The sequence below is a fragment of the Tateyamaria pelophila genome (assembly GCF_019966495.1).
In the GTDB taxonomy this organism is placed as follows: domain Bacteria; phylum Pseudomonadota; class Alphaproteobacteria; order Rhodobacterales; family Rhodobacteraceae; genus Tateyamaria; species Tateyamaria pelophila.
Window position 1 is genome coordinate 1 of record NZ_JAIMIA010000097.1, and the last position, 16995, is coordinate 16995.

Sequence of the window (16995 nt, forward strand, 5' to 3'; positions counted from 1 at the left end):
TCAGACAGAGCCGCCCGGTTCTCTGCGGTCGCCAGTCCCTCGGTCTCGAACCGGCCCATCTGCGACGTGGATGCGGCATGCGCATCGACGGCACGGCCACCGACAACCTGGCGCATCACGGGATCGAGCGCGAGACGGTCGGCGTCATTGACGTCCCCGTATCCTGCCAACCGGCCGTAGACCGATTGCCGAAACAGCCCGTCGAGCCGGTGGATCGTGTTCTTGCCACGGCGATTATCGCACAGGGCAGCAGACGCCAGATTGGACAGACCGAGCGCGTCATCAAGCTCGCGCATCACCAGAAGGCCGCCATCCGAACTGAGCTGAGCGCCCCGGAATTCCAGCCGCACGCGAGGGTCAAAATCCACACGATCTGCCCGCTGCAAGCCCGCACCCTCTGGGTGATCCATGAAACACATCCTCCGCAGCAACCAACGCCATGATATATATAGAAAATATCACGTTCAAGACAGCGAAATAAGAGATCTACTTGGGGAATGCGGGTGAATTGTACTCCTATTGATGATTGGTCATGCCCGAGACCTTTGGTTTCAGTCTCGTCATTGTTCGCGTCGAAGCGGAGTCTAGACAAGCCACAATTTCATCCGCGATTTCGTTAGCAATCTGGCGGTATTCGCTTGCCCGATCCGCATTGTGTCCTTCACGCTCCCAATGCCGGAGCGCCTGCGCCGCCAATTCATAATCTTCACAGGCACAGCGGAACTCCTCATCTCGCGCAGCAAATCTGCGTATTTCCAGCTCTCGTGTCGGGAGCCGTTGCAACAAAGCGGATAGATTTTGCATCTGCCGCTCACTCTTAGGTTGTTATAGCTTTGATTGAGCACCGATAACCAGCGATAAGGGAGGTACGAACATGTTCGTACCTTCGATTGTACTGTGCGCCTCAATGCACGGCGCAAACAAAAGGGGGTGCGTAACTGACCAGTCAATCGGTCGCGTATCAACGTCTATTTCCCACTGTAACAGTAGCTTACTCCGGTGCGAGCGATCTTGGTGGCTTGATCCGCCGGATCATCCCTCGGCAAGCAGTATGGCCGTGTAGCCGGCAGCACCCAGAACGAAGGCGAACACGGCAGGGGAATGGTCCGTACCCGGCAATTCGTGTCGCAAGGTGTTCAGAATGGTCCCACCGGAGATATAGGCCAAAGCCAAGGCCAGCACGACTTCATGAATCCTGAGCCCGAACGCGGCGCCCATACTCCATCCTGCCACCAATCCGGCCACCAACCACCACCGGCCATAGCGCCGATAAGGCGCACCGTGATGTTTCGACAGCGCGTGATCATCGACAAGGAAATGCAGCCCAAGCGCCAACGCGAACAGCCACAAGGGCTCAACCGCACTGTCTCCCGGGCTGCCAACGGCGTAACCGATGGCAACATTTTCAACCGCAGAAGACGCGACGCTCAATTTGAACACGGCATTGCTGGTTTGGTCAGCCTTGCCGGCATGTCGCTGTTTTCGCCGTGATTGCCGCGAGGCGACTTCAACCCAGAATGCAATAGCCAACCCAAGCAACGAAAAAATGTAGACATGCCGGTCCAGCATTGGCACGAACCCGGCCTGGTCAAGGTCATGCTGCCTTTCGACCAGATCGGGCAACAGGTCCAGAAAGACGTAGCTGACGCTGATCCCGGCCGCCATTGAGAGCAGCGCAGGAGACCAGCGCCGCCGCTGGACAACGTCCGCGCCAGACATGATGTGGACGGCACACAAAGCAAGGATGGTCAGAAATGTGGCTAGGGTCGCACTCATTTCGAACCCCCTTCAAACCCGGTCGGCGTTTCAGCTTCACACCACATGAAACTAACGCGCCGACTTTGCCGCACGTGCCTTCAGCGCAGCGTAGATTGGCACGTCACGCAGGGTTTCGGCGACCAACATGGATCCAAAACACCCCGCGAGCAGCGGCAAAAGGAGCGACGAACTGCCTGTCATCTCGATGACCAACACGATCCCGGTCAGCGGGGCACGGACGGTGCCTGCAAAGAAGGCGCCCATGCCAACAAGGGCAAAGGCCTCAGGTCGGACCGCAAGGCCCGGGATCGCGGCCTCGACGACCATGCCGAACGCCAGACCGGAAACGGCACCCAGAACCATCAACGGTGCGAAAAGGCCTCCGGGCGTACCGGCGGCATAGGACGCCGCTCCCAGAACGAACCGAAACAAAAAGAGCGCGGGAAGGACAACAAGCAGCAACTCTCCGCTGAGTGCATTTTGCGTAATGCCATCGCCCCCGCCCACAAGCTGCGGGGTAAACCAGGCCAGAAGCCCGACAACAGCACCAATGCCTGCGGCCCGGAACTCAATGGGTCCCTTGATCCGTTCAGCCAGCGAAAGGGTGGCAAGAAGCCCACGGTTATGGCCCACGGACAGCAAGCCGATGAAAAGCCCGAGAACGAGGAACAGGACAAGCTCTGTGACACCGCCCGAGGCGAGGTCTGCCACCTTGAAATCCAGCGCATTGCCCAGCAATCCACGCGATACGGTGATTGCGCCAGCCGAAGCGCCGAGGGCCACCAGTCCGATACGCGGATCGAAGCGGCCTACCAGTTCCTCGAGCACGAAAATCGCGCCTGCACCGGGCGCGTTGAAGGCTGTCGCGAGGCCCGCACCGGCGCCGCCCGCGATCAAAGCGCGACGGTCCTCCGCGTCGCGGCGAAAGAGACCTCCGATCACGTGGGCGGCGGTTACGCCCATCTGCACGCTTGGCCCCTCGCGCCCAAGCGCAAGTCCGCTGCCCATGGCCAGAACGCCGCCCACGAATTTCACCGGGATCAGGCGCGCAGGCGCTGGCGTGAGTGAACCTTCAAGAACCGCCTCGACATGCGGGATGCCACTGCCTGCCGCGTCGGGTGCAAATCGACGCACGAGCCATGCCGCCAGCCCTGCGGCCAACGCCGCGCCCGCCATCATCATCAATGGCCCCAGAATGGGATAGGAGCTTGTCTTTTCCACGGCCAGAGCCCGAAAAGCGTCCGCATGTTCGAGCGAGAACCGGAATGCTGCACCGATCAGCCCGGCGGCCATACCGACGAGAATGGAAAGCAAAGCCAGAAATGCCATCGCTCGGGTTTCGGAAACAGACTTTCCGGCCAACGATTTCAAGGTCTGCATCTGCTATTCGCCTTTTGGGTAGCCACTGTCCAATCGGTGCCCCACATCAAAAGCTAGCGGGGAACGGTCGCTATGTTCAAGCACAACTTTTGCGCGTCTTTGGCTTTCCGCCAACCGAAGGTCAAATGCGGGACCCGTCCGGTTATCACAAAGCTCAGGGGCTTGACTGCCGGGTGAGGCGGAGGCAGAACTACGGCTGCCGCTTCCACTCCGTTGTTCGGGCAGGGAACCTCAGAACGCAAGTTCGCCTCTTTAGAGGCATCGAGAATCGGTCTTTTAACGCCTTGTTTTGAAGGGATTTTCAATGGCGGGTGAGAACATTGTGAGGGACGCGGTCGATCCGGTTTTGAACACCGTAGGAACGACTGTCGTATCGTCTCTGAAAAATCCCATTCTGATCACTGAACTCGGCTTCGGACTGTTGGTGCTGGTATTGGTCATCTCCGTACACGGTTGGTTCATGGGTGCAGTGTCGAAGTTCTTTGCGGTGCGCTTTGCGCGCTTTAATCAAGGCACCGCGCAATGGCGGGTCAGCTTTCTGGTCAGCATTACAATTGCCTTGCTGGCCAGCGTACATCTGATGGAGACGATGATCTGGGCCATACCGATCTGGTGGTTCGGATTGATCAGCGATTTCCGCGAAGCGTTCTCCTTCGTGATGGAATCGTACACGACACTGGGCGGTGCGAAAGTCGGCTTGCCGAGCGCTTGGACCTTGCTGGGGCCCATGATCGCGATTTCCGGGTTGTTCACCTTCAGTTGGACTGGGTCCGTCATGGTTTACGTGATGACAGAGACCGGGCGAAGGCATTCCCAGGTCGCAAAAACCGACAAAACCGGTGATGCATTGGATCAGACCGAGTCCTGAGGGCGTCGTCATGTTGTCGGCAGCATGTGTGCCGCACCACTGAGGCGACGATCTCGGGCGCGGTCCAGTAGCGCTTGTAGGCGGTGGTCTGGGTTTGCATCGCAAGTCCCAAGACAGCCCTCTGTTTGACGCGACAGAACCGTCACCTCGCCTACAAAAAAAGACCGCCACATTGCAGGGCTATTCCGGATACCTATAGTCCGACCACAGGTTGCGCGCAGGCCAACTTGCCGTATCATTGATCCATTCAGTGGCAAATTCGAGCAGACTAAAGTCTGGTGGGTTTACCCGAACCGGACCGGGGCGGTTGGAACCCCAGTTCAAATCGGAGTGGTTTGTAGGCGACGCATTGAGATTTATTGCAACATAAGTTTTTCCCTTCTGCAACAACACGGACCTTGTCCCGACAATCGCCCCTTCAAAGCTGCCCCCGTTGGCAAATGCGCCATAGTGCACCAAGTCATTGGCACTGCTTATCCAACCCCCGTGACCTGCCATCGCCTCGACGACAATTGCGTAGGGTCGCGGCATTTTTTCTGTGTCGGCCGGATAGCGAGAGTCCACACTGGCTGCAAATGGCACGTCATAGTACATCACTTCGCCTTGCTCGCGTTTTGCAAGGCGCCCCTGGCCGATTGCCATATTCGCGACACCGGCAGGATCGAGGACATGTTTTTTGACATAGCTGGCTTAGCTTCGGGAACTGTTGGCCGCAATCACCTGCTGCAAGATGCCGTAACTCAGGTTGGAATATCTCTGCCGATCCGTGTGGCGGTCCTGCGGAACACCGGGCCAATAGCCCAACTCGAATGTGCTGATCGCGTGGTTCATGATCTGGCGACAGCTTGGCGGGGTCGGCTGCCCCATGTCCCGTGCTGTGCGGGGTTGATTGGTCATGGGATCATAAAAAATTTGAGTCGTCAGGGTCACTGTGGATGAAACCACCCCCGTGATCGATCAGGTTTTGCAACTTGATCATTTGCACGCGCGGGTCCTGAAACGGGGACAAGGGGGCACGATTGCCGAGGGCGGCGAGCATAGTGTCATTCAGCGTGATGCGACCCTTGGGCACCAGATCATTGATGGCAGATCTCGTCAGAAGCTTGGACACGCTCATGATGCGAAATCTGCTTTGCGGCGATACCTTTTTCAAACTGCGGAGGTCGGCGACGCCAAACGCGCAGGAATAGACCAACCGACCATCACGCGTGACCGCAATCTGCCCGCCCGGGATCGCATTGAATTTCATCAATCGGACAAGGCGATCACCCATCGGTTGAAGCCTGCCTCTGCAATGGCCCTGTTTGGAGATGCCGTTGTCGAGGAGGACGACATCGTACCTGCCATTTGGCGCGTCTTCGATATCGATCAGCCGCGCGCTGTGACGCCACAAAATGGTCGTCAGGTCAGACTTGCTGATGCCATAGTAGAACGGCGCGTGCTGCGCGGCGTGGCTATATGGCGTGAGGATGATGACATGGTTACGGTTTGATCCGCGGCCATGGCTTTCGATACCAAGCAGGCGCATTTTTTGGCGCAACATCTTGTTCACGACATCTTGGCCTGACTGACTGTGATACCAAAACCAATCGGTCTTGAGGCTGCCAGTGTTTGTCTTGGTCACAGCGGCAAAGCGGGTCCGTCCATCCTTTCGGTAGACTTCCAGATCGATGAGCCGGGCTTTGAGCTCCTCCAACCTGCCATTCAGCCCGCGTGCGCTCATCCCATGGAGCCAGGACCAATCGCCTTTTTGCGGGCCGCCGTTTTTGACCATGCTGACGGCACATCGCATGCGGGAGGTATTCGTCACTTCAATGTCCACAATACGGCCATCGAGTTCTTCGATCTTGCGGTTGACCGCTGCTTCGGACAGGTTTGTGAAATACCAGTTTGCGTCCCGCTGTGAGCCTGTCTTCAATAAGAAATGACATCAGTTAACCTCGATCCGAGGAGCAACACAGTCAGGAACAGGCACGCCAAACTAAGCTATCAAATTTCCCAATGGTCAGGCGGCTGCAATGGGTGGAGCCCGATTTATCTAAAAATACCATTCACAATATGGCCTGTGATCCGCATTTGGTCGACGAACATCGCCGGATGTCGCAAAAAGAGTGGATTGCCGCCGGAACGGAGAAGGTCACATTGCATGACCGCTGTGTGTTCCCCGGCCGGATCAATCAGCCATCGCGGGTATCAGGCAGCCGGCACCACCGCTTGATTGGACGGCCGCCGCCCCGCAAGCGTTGCCTTTGTCGAGGCAGTCGGCAAGGGGGGCCTTGGCAAGCCATTCCGACAAGAATCCGGCGTTGAACGCGTCCCCCGCGCCGGTGGCATCCACGGTTTCGACGAACGTGCTTTTGCGGTGGGTCCATGTGTGACCGCTTGAGGCCCGCGCCCCGTTTGGCCCGCATTTGACAACCGTGAGCGGGGCGCACGTGTCTGAAATTCCGAGGGCGGCCAAGGCTGCAAGCTCGCTCTCGTTGGGAAGAAAGACATCGACCATTGCGATCAGGTCAGCGGCATCCGGGTCAAAACCGTCTTGCCAGCCACAATCCAGCGAGATCGTCAGGCCCGCCGCCCGCGCGCGGTCGATGAGCGTCGGGTTTTCCTGCAACGTGCCGAGCTCTCCGATGTGGAGATGGCGAAAACCGGTCCAGGTGATCGCGGACAGATTGGGGAGGGCTGGCCCATCAGCACGCGTCAGGAAAGCCCGGTCGTCCGGTGTTGTCATCGCGACGGTGAGTTGTGGATCGCTGCGCGGGCTGGCCTGAACGCAGTGCCGCGCGTTAACTTTGAGTCTGTCGAGGTCTGACAAGACGATGCTGTCGAAGGGGGCCGCGGGCAGGCGCGAAAACTGGTAAACCTCGTGACCCAGGGCCGCGAAAGTGGCCGCAGTGATAAAGGCGCCACCACCTGCATGTAGGGAGAGATGGGCAGCGAAAACCTCGGTGCCTGCGGACGGCAGGCGCGGAGCGCCCGCAAAAACCAGATCACAATAGAGCCGTCCGGCGCAGAGGGTCGGTTTGGTCACGTCAGCGCCTCTCCGGTCTTGGCATCGAAGACATGGATGTTTTCCGGATCGGCCCCAAGCGTCACCGCATCGCCGACCTGCGGAGGGGTGCGCCCGTCGGCCTTGGCGATAATCTCGCCTGACGCCGTATCGACATAGATCAGCGTTTCCGAGCCGAGGGGTTCGCGCAACATCACCTTGCCGGATAGCACTGTATTCGGGTTTCCGGCTTTCAGATCGTCGGCCCGCGCACCAAGCAGGACTTTGCTGCCCGCAGCGGTTTGCAAGGCCGGTACACGGACCTTTTGGTCACCCGCCAGCGTGATGGTTTCGCCGTCCCAAATGCCATCCAGCAGGTTCATCGAGGGGGCCCCGATGAAACGAGCGACGAAGGTGTTTGCGGGCTTGTGAAACACCTCTGCCGGGGTGCCGACCTGTTGGATATAGCCGTCTTTCATGATGACAATACGGTCGGCCATGGTCATCGCCTCGACCTGATCGTGGGTCACGAAGATGATCGTATTGCCAACCCGCTGGTGCAGTTTCTTGATCTCCAGACGCATCTGCGTGCGCAATTGTGCGTCAAGGTTGGAGAGCGGTTCGTCAAACAGGAATACGGCCGGGTCACGCACCATGGCCCGGCCGATGGCGACGCGCTGGCGCTGGCCCCCGGACAGCGCATTGGGCTTGCGATCCAACAATGGCACCATGTCGAGGATGCTCGCCACTTCGAGAATGCGCTTTTCCTTGTCCGCCTTTGGCATCTTGGACGACCGCAGCCCGAAGGCGATGTTTTTCTTCACCGACATGTGCGGGTAGATCGCGTAGTTCTGGAAAACCATGGCGATATCGCGTTCCTTGGGTTCGAGGTTGTTCACCTCGCGCCCGCCAATCTCGATGATCCCGGATGTCGTCTCCTCAAGCCCTGCGATCATCCGCAAGGTCGTGGATTTCCCACAGCCGGAGGGGCCAACCAGGACCACGAACTCGCCATCCGCCACATCCAGGGAGATGCCATGCAGAACTTCGGTGGTGCCGTAGGATTTGGTGAGGCGACGCAGGGCGAGATTGGCCAAGGTTCAGGACTCCAGTAAGGTCGCAAAGTCAGTTGCGCGGGATTGGGTGGCAGCGCGGATGCGGTCGGTGCGGTGGGAGGATTGCGATTTGAGCGCCGCCAAGTCCCGCTCGTAACTGTCCAGCGCGGCGCTGAGCGCTGCAGGTGCCGGGCCGCCGATCCGGTCGCGGCGGGCGACGAATGTTTCGGGGCTGGTGGCGATTTGAAATGCCTGTACGTCCATTCGGGGCGCGTGGCCCGTCGCCGTTTGGAAGGCCCCAAGAAACGTCTGGAAACCGGAGGAAAGTGGCGCTCCATCAAGGCTGCGCGCCACATGTGCCGCGATTTCGTGGGATTGGCGAAAAGTAAGGCCCTCGTCACGCACCAGCGTGTCCGCCAGTTCAGTGATTGTGATGCTGGCCGCGTCCGTATTGCGCCGCACGTTATCTGCGTTGATCGTGCAGGCAGGCAGAAATGCGGTGAGCAATTGCAACACCCGCCCGCCGCTCTCAAAAGCCGCGTAGCCCGCTTGCTGCACCTCGCCTTCGCTGTCGTTCATGTCGGTGAAGGGCGTATTGTGCATCGTGTTGACCACCATATCGCAACGCCCGCAGGTGAGTGATGACAGGTGCCGCATGTGTTCGATGGGCACCGGGTTGCGCTTTTGCGGCATGATCGAACTGATCTGGACCAGCGCGTTTGGCACATAAAGCTGACCGACCTCGAAACTGGACCAGAACGCGAGATCCTGAATGACCCGTCCGAGGTGGAGGAAGACAAGCTTGACCGCAGAATACAGTCCGGTGACGTAATCGACCGATGCGATGCAGCCGTACGAATTGATCAGCGGGCCCTCAAAGCCCAGCAGGTCGGCCATGCGCGTGCGGTCAATCGGGAAGCCCGAAGTTGTGATCGCGGCGGCCCCCATCGGACAGTGCCCAAGGTTATCGATGGCCGCAGACAGCCGGGCGGCATCGCGGTTCAACACTTCGATCATTGCACCAAGGTAATGGCCGAAGGTCGTGGGTTGCGCTGGTTGCCCGTGGGTATAGGCGACGATGAGGGTTCGGGCTTCAACTTTCGCTTTGGCGATGAGGGCTTCGGTCAGTGTCATTATCTGGCCCAGCATGGTTTCTGCCCGGTCCCGAAGCGCCATTTTGAACAGCGTGTGATCCATGTCATTGCGGCTGCGCGCCGTGTGCAAGGCACCGCCCAAGTCACCGAGAAGGCGGCGCAGTTCTGCTTCCACAAAGAAGAAATAGTCTTCGTGTACGCCGGTGTAGGTGAGATCGGCGACTTTTGTGCTTGTCTCGATGGCTTCGAGGGCGCGGGCTATCTTTTGGCCATCTGATTTGGACAGGATGCCCGCTTCCACCAGCATCACAAGATGCGCCTGATTGATGGCGGTCATGTGTTTTGCGTAGTGGGTTTTGACACCTTCGAACAGCGGCGCGAGGACCGTGTCCTTGTAGGTCGGATCGGGGAAAGTGCTCGTGTCGGTCATGTCAGGCCTGAAAGTTCCGCACGCGCGGCATCGCATTCGTAGGTGACAAGCTCGATGTGGTTGCCGTCAGGGTCGGTGAAATCGAAATTCAGGGCCATGCCGTAATCGTGGAAACTGTGCGCAGTCAAAGGCTGTCCTTTATGGTTCGTGACGTCTGGGTTGGGCAAATACCGGGCAAATGCTACGAAATCTCTGGCCTTTGCATGAAAGGCGATGTTGCGGTTTGGGCCTGATGCGGGCTCTCCCATGAACAGCGAGAGACACAGCCGGGATGTATCTGCCGGGGCCAGAAAAACGGGATGCGATGGGTCCGGATTTGCCTCGCCCAACACGCGCAGACCAAGAACCCGCCCGTACCACGCAATCGACGCGGTCCGGTTGGTGACATTGAGGTGCACATGGTCGAGCCTGTCTGTGGTGACCAGAGGCGTCATCCTTTCAGCCCCGCCATGACGACGCCGCGGATGATGAAACGCTGGAAGATCAGAAAGACGATCAGCGTCGGGATCGTGCTGATCGCAGCCCCCGTCATGATCAATTCCCAAGCCACGTCCGCCTCATCACCAAAGCCGGAGAGGCCTACCGGGATCGTATACATATCCACCGAATTGGTGACGATGAGCGGCCAGAGAAAGGCCGTCCAGTTGCCTAGGAAAACAAAGATTGCCAGGGCGGCGAGCGCGGGTTTGACCAGCGGCATGGCGACCGTCCACCAGATCTGTAGTTCATTCAGGCCATCGATACGGGCCGCTTCGATAAAATCGTCAGGAACGCTTTCGAAAAACTGCTTCATCAGGAAGGTGCCGAAGGCCGTCATCAGGCCCGGAAACATGATGCCCCAATAGCTGTCGAGCCAGCCGAAGGATTGGCTCATCAGATACCACGGGATCACCAGCATCTCGGTTGGGATCATGAGTGTGGACAGGATCGCGATAAAGACGATCGTGCGCCCGGGAAACCGGAATTTGCACAGGGTGTAGCCAACCAGAGAGTCGAACAGCAGATTACAGATCGTGGTGATCGTGGCGATGATGATCGAGTTGACGAACCACCAATAGAACCGCCCATCTTCGAGGACATAGGTGTAGTTTTCGATCGTGGGCTCAACGGGGATCAGATTGACGTTGTAGACCTCGTGCGGCCATTTCAGCGAGGTCGAGATCATGTAGGCGATGGGCATCACCATCGCGATGCCGCCAATAAACAGCAGCAGCCAGCGGATGATCTGGCCCATGTTACGCGACCGGGGCGCTGGTTTGGCCATCAGCAGAGCGTCAGCGGTGGGAGTGATGTCGCTCATCTCATGTGCTCCGCAACAGGCGCAGCTGGATCAGCGAGACGATCAGCAGAATGGTGAACAGAACCACGGTTTGCGCCGCCGCATAGCCCATGTCGAACCCGTTGAAGGCCGTGTCGTAAATCATCAGAACCAGCGGTTTTGTGGCGTTGAGCGGCCCGCCCGGATTGTTCGTCGTCATGTTGAAGACATGATCGAAGATCCGCAAAAACCCGATGGACGAGAAAACGACGATGAACACGATCGTCGGTCGCAGCAGCGGGATGGTGATCTGCGTCAGGACCGTCCACCAGCCGACACCGTCGATCTTGGCGGCCTCGTAATAGCTGGTCGGTATGGCGCGCAGGCCGGCCATGAATATGATGACCTGAAAGCCGAGACCCGCCCAGACGGCGGGGGCCAGTACCGCGGGCAGCGCGTTGGTCGTGGATTGCAGAAACTTGATCTGCGGAATGCCAAACCCTGCGAGGATGTTGTTGAACAGCCCGATGGGCACGTCCTGATAGAACCAGCGCCAGACCCATGCCATCGCGACCGCCGAGGTCATGAAGGGCAGAAAATACAGCATCCGCAAGAAGCCATGCATGAAACGCAGCTTGTCGAGGTGATAGGCGATGATGAAGGAGAGGACGAGGCTGATCGGGGTGCCAAGGAGCAGATAGACGAAAGTGTTCTGGAAGACTTTCCAGAAGACGGGATCATTCCACAGCTTTTCATAGTTCTCCAGCCCCGCCCATGTACGACTGCCCAACAGGTTCCAGTTCTGGAACGAGATCAGGATCGCGTTTCCAGTCGGGTAGAACCGGATGACCGTATAGAACAGCACGGGAATGGCGAGAAAGGCCCATGCCCAAACGATCTGTTTCTGTCGGATTGTGAGGTTGCGATACATACGGGCCGCCTGAAAAGAATACCGCCCCCGCGGGAGAAACAGGGGCGGCCGGAAGAAGGCTTAGTCGCTGTAGTATTCGTCGAGCAGCTTTTGTTCCGCTTCTGCCGCAATCGCGAGGCTTTCGGCAAGGTCCATGCCTTCCAATTGGATGCGCTCCACCATTTCGACCATCAATTGCCGCTGGCCACTTTCATTGGCGAACTTCGTCGTATGGGCGTATGCGAGGCCACGAATGAAGGGACCAAAAACGTCATCATTTGCGTTGGCCTCGGTCATGCCGACGGAGGGTTTCGCAGGCAACTCGCCGACCGTGTCGAGCCAGATCTGCATCGCCTCGTCCGAGGTGATGTATTCCATGAACTTGACCGCAGCGTCGTATTTTTCGCCTTCGGCTTTGGTGGTAATCGCGTTGACCCAGTAGCTGGAGTAATTCGACCGCGCCCCGTCAAGGCCGGAAGGAAGCTCCGTCACTCCCCATTTCAGCCCGCGCGTACCATCAAGCGAGCCAATGCGGAAAGAGCCATCGATGTGCATGCCGGCGCGGCCCGCTTTGAACGCCGCTTGCGGTTCGTCCATGAATCCGATGGCGCTCACGGGGTTTTCGTTCATGAACAGATTGGTGTAGAAATCCAGCGCCGCGAGGCCGGATTCCGTATTGTAATTCACAGTCTTGTAGTCATCCAGATACGGCTCTCCGCCATACTGGCGCACGAGGCCTTCGCGCCACCAGTGGTGATCTTGCGCGGTCATGCCCGCCGTAATACCGACTTGTGTGATGTTGCCGGCACCGTCACGCTTTGTCAGCTTTTCGGCCGCGTCCAACAGCTCAACCAGCGTTTCAGGCGGGGACTCTATCCCAGCCTCCTCGAACAGGCGTTCGTTATAAAAAAGCGCCAGCGAGCGGACGGCTGTGGGGAGCGCCCAATAGGCATCGCCGTCTTTCATCGCCTGCACCATCGGGAAGAATTCCGCATCGATCCGCGCAGCGGGAAAGCTGTCGGCGGGCAGGGGTTGGATCAGCTCCGCCTCAACGTAATCGTTCAGCCAGCCGTAAAACAACTGCACCACATCGGGCCCTTCACCGGCCGGGATCGCGGCGGCGACCTTGGTGCGGTAATCGGCATAGGGAAAGTGGGTCATGGTGACGGTGATATCCGGGTTGGCAGCCTCGAAATTCTCGATCAGCGTTTCCATCGCGTCGACCCGGGCATCGAAGTAATACTGCCAATATTCGATTTCCACGGCCATCGCGCCGGTGGCGAACAGAGCGGTGGAGGATGTCAGGCCGGCAAGGACCAGGCCTTTCAAATGTGATCGCATCTTAACTCTCCCGTGAAGTTGGTTCGATTTTTAACGCATACCCAAGGGTTAACTCAGGAGAATTGAATATTCAAATGATTTGAGTTAATCCAGCCTCATGGTCGCAATTCCTCTCCAGCTTGGTACAAACGCCGAAAGATCGCGGCACCGCAACCGGCAGGCTGTGTTGGGCCAGGTGCGGGCCGCAGGCACCATGGGCCGCGCTGAAATCGCGCGGGCCCTTTCGCTCACAACCCAGACCGTCAGCAATATCATTGCAGATCTGGTGGCGGACGGGATGCTGCTGGAAAAAGGACGCCTGAGCGGTGGGCGCGGATTGCCTGCAATACAATACGGGTTGAACCCGGAGGGCGGTTTTGCCCTGGGGATCGAGGTGCGACCGGATGCGATTTTCGCGGCATTGCTGGATATGCAGGGTCACCCCGTAACCACCGAGCGCATTGCGCTGGCGGGAACCGAACCGAGTGTTGTTCTGGCAGAGGTCACCGCTGTTCATGCCCGTACACTAAGCGCCGTGCCGATCGCCAAGGATCGGATGCTGGGCGCTGGTATCGTCATGCCGGGGCCGTTTGGTGTAACGGGGGTGTCCGGGGTGGGCTCTGATCTTCACGGCTGGCAGCACGTTGACCCAGAAGCGCTTTTTTCCAATGCCGTGGGCTTGCCCGTGGTGCTGAGCAACGACGCCAATGCCGCCGCGATGGCAGAGCGCCTTCATGGCGTGGCAAAGGACATTCCTACATTTGCCTACCTGTACTTTGGCGCGGGCCTTGGCCTTGGGCTGGTCCATCAGGGGCACTTGATCGGCGGGGCCTTCGGCAATGCAGGCGAGATCGGGCACGTGCCGGTGCCCGGCGGCAAGCTGGAAGACATCCTCAGTCGTCTCTCCGTCCAGCGGCACATGGCGGTGGCTGGCAAAGTGGTTTCGGACATCGACGGTCTGGACCGGCTTTTTCGCGAACGGGACGCGGATCTGATGATCTGGCTTGAAGGGGCAAGTGCGGCCTTGGGCCACGCGATGACCATTGTTGAAAATATGTTTGATCCGCAGACCATCGTGCTCGGAGGTGCTATGCCCGACGCGGTGCTGGACCATCTGGTTGCGCATGCGCCCGTGCCGCGCATGTCCGTCGCGAACCGTCCGAATGCGGCACTTCCCCGCCTGATGCGCGGGGCCTCTGGCCGGATGACCGCAACGCTGGGCGCGGCCACGCTTGTGCTCAACCGCACGCTCACTGCACCACTGTCTCACGCCGACTAAAGGACATCGCTTATGCCACTTTCAGATCAGGCCCGGATTGCCGCGGATCGGGACACCGTTCGTATCGTCGCCCTGTGGCAGGCCCTGGTGATGCTGAAGTCCACCGTGTCCTTCATGAATACAGGCGCGCACCCGGACGATGAAACTTCCGCCATGCTGGCCGCACTCAGATTTCGGGACGGGATAGACATTTCCTATGCCTGCTCCACCCGTGGCGAAGGCGGGCAGAACGATATCGGCCAGGAAAGCGGCGCGGCTCTGGGCACTCTGCGCACGGCCGAAATGGAAGCCGCCTGTGATCGGCTTGACTTGCGAATGTACTGGTTGTCCGTCAGTCCCGACGATACGATTACCGATTTCGGGTTTTCGAAATCAGGGGATGAAACGCTGGCGAAATGGGGTCGCGACCGGACACTGGCCCGATTTGTGCATATCCTGCGGACAGAGCGGCCCGATATCATTTGCCCGACATTTCTGGACGTGCCCGGCCAGCACGGCCACCACCGGGCGATGACCGAAGCCGCCCACGTGGTGATGGATCTGGCGGCTGATCCCGCATTTGACGGCAGTGATCTGGCTCCGTGGCAGGTCAAGAAGCTGTATCTGCCAGCCTGGTCCGGTGCCGGGCAGGCCTATGACGATGATCTGCCGCCGCCGCCCGCGACGATGACGGTTGCAGGACGGGGGCGCGACCCGGTGACCGGGTGGCGCTATGCACGGATCGGGCAACAAAGCCGCGCGTTGCATGCGACACAGGCGATGGGGCGATGGGTTTCGGCGGCAGATGAAACGGATTTTCCGCTCCATCTGGCGCGCAGCCGTGTTGCGGGGCCGGATGTAGATCTGGGCTCTGGATTGCCACAGACGTTACGGGATCTGGAATTACCGGAGGCGCAGGATGCCTGCGATGCAGCGGTCGCTGCGTTTCCGAACATGGCGGAGGTTCTGCGCCACGGCACTGCCGCGTTGCAACTTGTGCAAGTCGCGCATCAAAACTGTCCACCTGATATTGCCCACAAGCTTGCGCGGAAACAGCAGCAGTTGGCGAGGGTGGTCACACTTGCCGCCGGTGTCGAGGCGCGTGGCTGGTTTGCTCAGGATGTCCTGCATCCGGGCGACCGGGCGCGATGGAGCACGGACGTTTCAACTGATGTAGGTGAGGTCGCGCTGGTGGCAAAGCTCCCCGATGGGTGGATTGGGGAAAACGGCAGCGTCCAGATCGGGTCAGAGGCGCGCATTAGCGATCCATATCCGGACAGCTACCTGCCGGATCAGCCGCGCGCGCCTTACCTTGAGGTTGCGTTGAGCGTTGAGGGTGCGACCGCAACGACCAAACAGCGGTTTGAGGTCACACCGATTGTGTTACCAAATCGAGCAGCCAATGTACGCCCGCAAGCCGATATCATCAATCTGACATCTGAGCGCCGGTCTGTGAGCATTGCGGTCTCGGATATTTTTCCAGACGGTGCCGCGCCGGGTCTGGACGTGCCGGACGGTTGGTCAACGGAAGCAGAGGCCGGGCAGGTTACTGTGACAGCACCGTCAAGCCTTGAGCCGGGGCTGTATGACCTGCCACTGACTTTGGACGCCGAACCTGCGAACATCGTCACATACATCACCCGTGCGCATATCACGCAACGTGCGCTCGTTGCACCGGCAGTGGCCCGCATCCGCGTCGTTGATGTTACCCTTCCGGATGTAAGGGTGGGTTATGTTGGCGGTGGAAGTGACAGGGTCGGCCTGTGGCTAGACCGGCTCGGACTGACTGTGACCGATCTGTCAGAGGAGCCGCTGAGCGATGCGGTGTTGGAGAAATGCGACACGCTGGTGATCGGTATTTTTGCCATGAAGTTCCGCAAAGGTCTGGCCGAAGCGATGCCCCGCATCCACGATTGGGTGCGGGCGGGCGGGACGCTGGTCACGCTCTATCACCGACCGTGGGACAATTGGGACGCCAACGCAACCGCCCCGTACCGGCTTGAGATCGGACAACCGTCCCTGCGCTGGCGGGTGACGGATGAGAACGCCGAAGTGACCGTGCGCGCGCCGGACCATCCGCTCCTGACGACCCCGAACCGCATCGGGCCTGACGATTGGATGGGCTGGCAGAAGGAGCGCGGGCTCTATTTTGCCAAGGACTGGGACGCCGCCTATACGCCGTTGCTGGCGATGCATGACCCGGGCGAAGCCCCGTTACATGGCGCGCTGTTGGCGGCGGATGTGGGGCAGGGGAGACATGTGCACACATCGCTGATCCTGCACCACCAGATGGAAAAGCTGACGCCGGGCGCGTTTCGACTGATGGCCAATCTGCTTGCCAAACGCGTCTGATCCACCGCGCAACGGTCTGGCGGCCGGGTGGCTGCTGACGGATATGGCGTTGAACATCTGGGCGCTGTCGATCGTGAAGGCTTTGGGGTTGGGCTACCCTGCATTTCAACTCGTTTTTCTGCGCGCGGGTGTCGGCTTGCTCTTGATGTTGCCGTGGATCTGGTACCATCGCCGTGCCTTTATCGACCTGCCCGATCTGCACCTGCATGCGTTGCGTGTTGTGTTTTCGGCCATTGCGCTGACGGCTAGGCAGCGGACTCATAAAACTCGATCCACAGCCTGACGGATGCCAGTTTGATCATCGACAGGAAATTGCGTGATGT

Annotated in this window: 18 protein-coding genes; 4 read left to right on the forward strand and 14 right to left on the reverse strand. The window is 59.1% G+C overall.

The features are described from left to right. The 4 genes from LC354_RS20930 to clcA form a co-directional block, all read right to left on the reverse strand. Positions 1–410 (reverse strand): transposase (locus LC354_RS20930; protein ID WP_223421634.1); only part of this gene is annotated, 410 nt, incomplete at its 3' end. A 106-nt stretch (positions 411–516) separates the two neighbouring features. Further along, positions 517–804 carry a hypothetical protein gene (locus tag LC354_RS20935; protein ID WP_223427530.1) on the reverse strand — a complete coding sequence of 96 codons (288 nt, stop codon included), beginning with the start codon at positions 802–804 and terminating at the stop codon, positions 517–519. 228 nt (positions 805–1032) lie between these two features. Continuing rightward, a complete protein-coding gene (locus LC354_RS20940; RefSeq protein WP_223427532.1) occupies positions 1033–1776 on the reverse strand; it encodes a hypothetical protein in 744 nt (247 codons plus the stop codon). A 51-nt stretch (positions 1777–1827) separates the two neighbouring features. Beyond that, complete coding sequence (gene clcA / locus LC354_RS20945; RefSeq protein WP_223427534.1) at positions 1828–3138, reverse strand: H(+)/Cl(-) exchange transporter ClcA; 1311 nt, start codon at positions 3136–3138, stop codon at positions 1828–1830. A gap of 304 nt (positions 3139–3442) precedes the next feature. Here clcA and LC354_RS20950 point away from each other — a divergent pair, with 304 nt between their 5' ends. After that, positions 3443–4006, forward strand: a complete 564-nt coding sequence (locus LC354_RS20950; RefSeq protein WP_223427535.1) for a hypothetical protein — start codon at positions 3443–3445, stop codon at positions 4004–4006. Positions 4007–4186: 180 nt separating this feature from the next. Here LC354_RS20950 and LC354_RS20955 read toward each other — a convergent pair whose 3' ends face one another. The 10 genes from LC354_RS20955 to LC354_RS21000 form a co-directional block, all read right to left on the reverse strand. Further along, complete coding sequence (locus LC354_RS20955) at positions 4187–4648, reverse strand: hypothetical protein (RefSeq protein WP_223427536.1); 462 nt, start codon at positions 4646–4648, stop codon at positions 4187–4189. A gap of 48 nt (positions 4649–4696) precedes the next feature. Further along, positions 4697–4903, reverse strand: coding sequence for a hypothetical protein (locus LC354_RS20960; protein WP_223427538.1), 207 nt, complete (start codon positions 4901–4903; stop codon positions 4697–4699). 4 nt (positions 4904–4907) lie between these two features. Beyond that, positions 4908–5924, reverse strand: coding sequence for a serine hydrolase (locus LC354_RS20965; protein WP_223427539.1), 1017 nt, complete (start codon positions 5922–5924; stop codon positions 4908–4910). Positions 5925–6179: 255 nt separating this feature from the next. Then, positions 6180–7037, reverse strand: coding sequence for a carbohydrate kinase family protein (locus tag LC354_RS20970; RefSeq protein ID WP_223427541.1), 858 nt, complete (start codon positions 7035–7037; stop codon positions 6180–6182). Beyond that, positions 7034–8092, reverse strand: coding sequence for an ABC transporter ATP-binding protein (locus LC354_RS20975; RefSeq protein ID WP_223427543.1), 1059 nt, complete (start codon positions 8090–8092; stop codon positions 7034–7036). The genes LC354_RS20970 and LC354_RS20975 overlap by 4 nt, the downstream gene beginning before the upstream one ends. A 3-nt stretch (positions 8093–8095) precedes the next feature. After that, entirely contained in the window at positions 8096–9574 is a 1479-nt protein-coding gene (locus LC354_RS20980) for an argininosuccinate lyase (RefSeq protein WP_223427545.1), read from the reverse strand. Then, entirely contained in the window at positions 9571–10008 is a 438-nt protein-coding gene (locus tag LC354_RS20985; RefSeq protein ID WP_223427547.1) for a VOC family protein, read from the reverse strand. Before LC354_RS20985 ends, LC354_RS20980 begins: the two co-directional genes overlap by 4 nt. Next, on the reverse strand, positions 10005–10874 hold the full coding sequence (locus LC354_RS20990) for a carbohydrate ABC transporter permease (RefSeq protein WP_223427553.1): 870 nt from the start codon (positions 10872–10874) through the stop codon (positions 10005–10007). The genes LC354_RS20985 and LC354_RS20990 overlap by 4 nt, the downstream gene beginning before the upstream one ends. A 1-nt stretch (position 10875) precedes the next feature. Further along, a complete protein-coding gene (locus tag LC354_RS20995) occupies positions 10876–11763 on the reverse strand; it encodes a carbohydrate ABC transporter permease (protein WP_223427554.1) in 888 nt (295 codons plus the stop codon). Between the two features lie 60 nt (positions 11764–11823). After that, on the reverse strand, positions 11824–13083 hold the full coding sequence (locus LC354_RS21000; RefSeq protein WP_223427556.1) for an extracellular solute-binding protein: 1260 nt from the start codon (positions 13081–13083) through the stop codon (positions 11824–11826). A 97-nt stretch (positions 13084–13180) separates the two neighbouring features. On the opposite strand from LC354_RS21000, the gene LC354_RS21005 reads away from it, so the two are divergent. The 3 genes from LC354_RS21005 to LC354_RS21015 are packed head-to-tail and all read left to right on the forward strand — an operon-like array spanning position 13181 to position 16955. Then, positions 13181–14341 (forward strand): ROK family transcriptional regulator, encoded by a 1161-nt coding sequence (locus LC354_RS21005; protein ID WP_223427557.1) that lies wholly within the window; start codon positions 13181–13183, stop codon positions 14339–14341. A gap of 12 nt (positions 14342–14353) precedes the next feature. Then, positions 14354–16672, forward strand: a complete 2319-nt coding sequence (locus tag LC354_RS21010; RefSeq protein ID WP_223427559.1) for a PIG-L family deacetylase — start codon at positions 14354–14356, stop codon at positions 16670–16672. Continuing rightward, on the forward strand, positions 16656–16955 hold the full coding sequence (locus LC354_RS21015; RefSeq protein WP_223427561.1) for a hypothetical protein: 300 nt from the start codon (positions 16656–16658) through the stop codon (positions 16953–16955). Before LC354_RS21010 ends, LC354_RS21015 begins: the two co-directional genes overlap by 17 nt. Positions 16956–16995: the final 40 nt, after the last annotated feature.